At 42.2% G+C, this 2,753-nt stretch carries 3 protein-coding genes; all 3 read right to left on the bottom strand.

Annotated features, from left to right (window positions below):
* Positions 1-1,440 (bottom strand): cobyric acid synthase (locus tag K8S13_RS25155; protein WP_291466525.1); only part of this gene is annotated, 1,440 nt, incomplete at its 3' end.
* Positions 1,437-1,949, bottom strand: coding sequence for a cob(I)yrinic acid a,c-diamide adenosyltransferase (locus tag K8S13_RS25150; RefSeq protein ID WP_291466524.1), 513 nt, complete (start codon positions 1,947-1,949; stop codon positions 1,437-1,439). The genes K8S13_RS25150 and K8S13_RS25155, both read right to left, overlap by 4 nt.
* A 30-nt stretch (positions 1,950-1,979) precedes the next feature.
* Positions 1,980-2,753: precorrin-3B C(17)-methyltransferase (gene cobJ / locus K8S13_RS25145; RefSeq protein WP_291466523.1), on the bottom strand; the 774-nt coding region annotated here is incomplete at its 5' end.

Below are 2,753 nucleotides of genomic sequence, written 5' to 3'. Positions count from 1 at the left end.
AATATGGGCTTCAAAGTGTTCTTTTAAAAGCATATAATCTTTTTCTTTTGAAGAAAGTATGTCATCACAGGGGTAATTATCTAATCCTATTGTTTTTAACCATTTTGACAAAATTTGCGATGAATCAAAGAAACCATGCATATAGGTTCCGGCAACCCTGCGGTCTTCTGACATGCAGCCATCTATGTCAGAGCAGGGGGTGCAGTTTCTGGAATTGACGGCAAGTAAAGATGTACCCGCACGTAAGGTTGTATATCCCATGTGGATTTCATATCCTTTGCCTTTGGCATCTCCCCATTGAAAGCCACTTAAAGTTGTCGTTTTTGGGGCTTTCAGTACGGTTTGAACGGGCAAAAGGTTTAGAGCCTTTGTCTTCCCAGCTATTCCTTCAAGCCCGTCAGGGTCATCGACAAATTCACCCAGCATTTGATATCCCCCGCAAATTCCGAAAATATATCCCTTTGATTGGTAATATTCTTTAAGAGGATTTTTGAATTTGCTTGTTAACCACTCAAGATCTGCCCGGGTGTTTTTGGAGCCCGGTATAATCACGGCATTAAATTTTGATAAATAATCCGGCCGGTCAATAAAAATAGTTTGAATCCCCTTTATTTTTGACAGGGCATGAAAATCTGTAAAATTTGCAATATGGGGCAGCCGGATGATACCGATTGCCGGGATATCAGGATTGAACCCTTTGAAATTATTGCATTCTTCAATTTCAACAGAATCTTCTGCATCAATTTTAAAATGGGTATACCAGGGCAAAACACCCAATACTTTTTTGTGGGTCTGTTTTTCAATCCAGTCAACCCCATCCTTGAACAGGGCAATATCTCCCCGGAACCGGTTGATAATAAACCCTTTTATCATGTCCCGATATTTTTGCGGGAGACACTCAAGGGTGCCGACAATCTGTGCAAACACACCTCCCCTGTGGATATCCGCTGCAAGGATAACATCTGCATTCGCATATTCAGCCATGGGAAAATTCACAATGTCATTGGGCATCAGGTTGACTTCGGCGCACGAGCCGGCGCCTTCAAGGATGATTCGATCATAGATTTTTCCAAGGTGGTCAAAGGCTTCACAAGCCTTTTCAAAATAGAAGCCTTTGTTTCTATGATAATCCATGGCAGTATGATTCCCATATACCCTTCCGTTGAGGATAACCTGGGACTGCTTTTCCCCTGTCGGCTTTAAAAGAATGGGATTCATATTGACATGGGGAACAATTTTTGAGGCCTCTGCCTGGACAATCTGGGCGCGCCCCATTTCAAGACCTTCCGGGGTAATGCCTGAGTTGTTGGACATATTTTGAGACTTGAAAGGTGCGACCTTCACCCCCCTGTCTGCAAGGGATCTGCAAAGAGCTGCGGCAATAATGCTTTTTCCAACATCAGAGCCGGTCCCAAGAATAGCAATATTTTTTTTCATCATTTTTCGATTCCAACCCTTGCGGTCACACCCTTTTTAAAGTAATGTTTGATTTCTTTCATTTCCGTAACAAGATCTGCTTTTTCTATCACTGCGGCAGTCGCTCCCCGCCCTGTGATTACCAGCTCAACATTCGCAGGTTTCATATCAATCAATGCCAGTAGTTCTTTTTCCGATATTAGATTGCACATCACAGCGACATTTGCTTCTTCAGTAATTACCACGTCATGTTTATTGTTTTTTAGAATCTCACATGATTTTTGATATCCTTCAATGCCCGCAGCTTTCTCCTCATCAGACGGGTTTCCTTTAATAAATTTTCCAAGGCCATATTGTTTGATCGTTATATTCTTAAATCTGGACAAGGCTTTGATTTCAGAGTAATTTCCTTTTTTTAAAAATTGAACAATATATACCTTAAGACCTGCTCCGGCAGCTCTAAGCGCAAGCCCGAAGCTCGCTGTTGTTTTTCCTTTGCCATTGCCGGTATATATTTGAACACATCCTTTCATATATTGTCTCCTGACGGTTTTTTAGTATCTTCAAATATCATATTTTTTTGAATAGCCTCTAGGTGTAAACAGAAAATCCAAATACCGTAAAGAGGCACTGGAACCGATAAACAGAACCGTCTGCATCCCGACCTCGGCCGTATCCATTTGATCCAGGGTTTTAAATGAGACACGTTGATTCTCCCTCATGGCCCCTGTGACAATTCCAACAGGTGTCGTTGTATCCCTGTGTTCCAACATAAGTTCCTGGGCCCTTTTTAACTGCCAGTTCCTTTTTTTACTTTTTGGATTATACAACACTATGACAAAGTCCGCCATAGCTGCGCAAGTTAATCGTTTTTCAATTTTTTTCCAGGGGGTTAAAAGGTCACTGAGAGAAATCGCTGCAAAATCATGGGTCAAAGGTGCGCCAGCCAATGCTGCGCCTGCTGCCAGAGCCGGAATTCCCGGAACAATTTCAAGAAACAAATCTGTGTTTTTATCAGGTTTATTGTTTTTATCCTGGGTGCGGGCTATTTTTATTTCGCGCTGCCTGCAAATTTCAAAGACAAGGCCTGCCATGGCATAAATACCCGGATCTCCACCTGAAACAAGGGCGCATGATTTTCCAGACATGGCCGTTTCAATGGCTTTTTCAACCCTTTCAACTTCTCTCATCATGCCGGTTGAAATAATTTGTTTGTCTTTGACAAGGTCAGAAATTAAATCAATATAAGTGGTGTAGCCTGCTATACAATCGACCTGTTTAATAATTTCAATTGCCCGCCGGGACATGTAGGAAATGTCTCCCGGGCCCGTACCTAT

The organism is Desulfobacula sp. (assembly GCF_021107415.1).
The sequence above is the reverse complement of the archived record's forward strand: the minus strand, read 5'-3'. Positions and strand labels throughout refer to the sequence as shown.

Bases quoted from the DNA above. Each gene is read 5' to 3' on its own strand.
- K8S13_RS25150 (WP_291466524.1), bottom strand. From the start codon at position 1,949: ATGAAAGGATGTGTTCAAATATATACCGGCAATGGCAAAGGAAAAACA.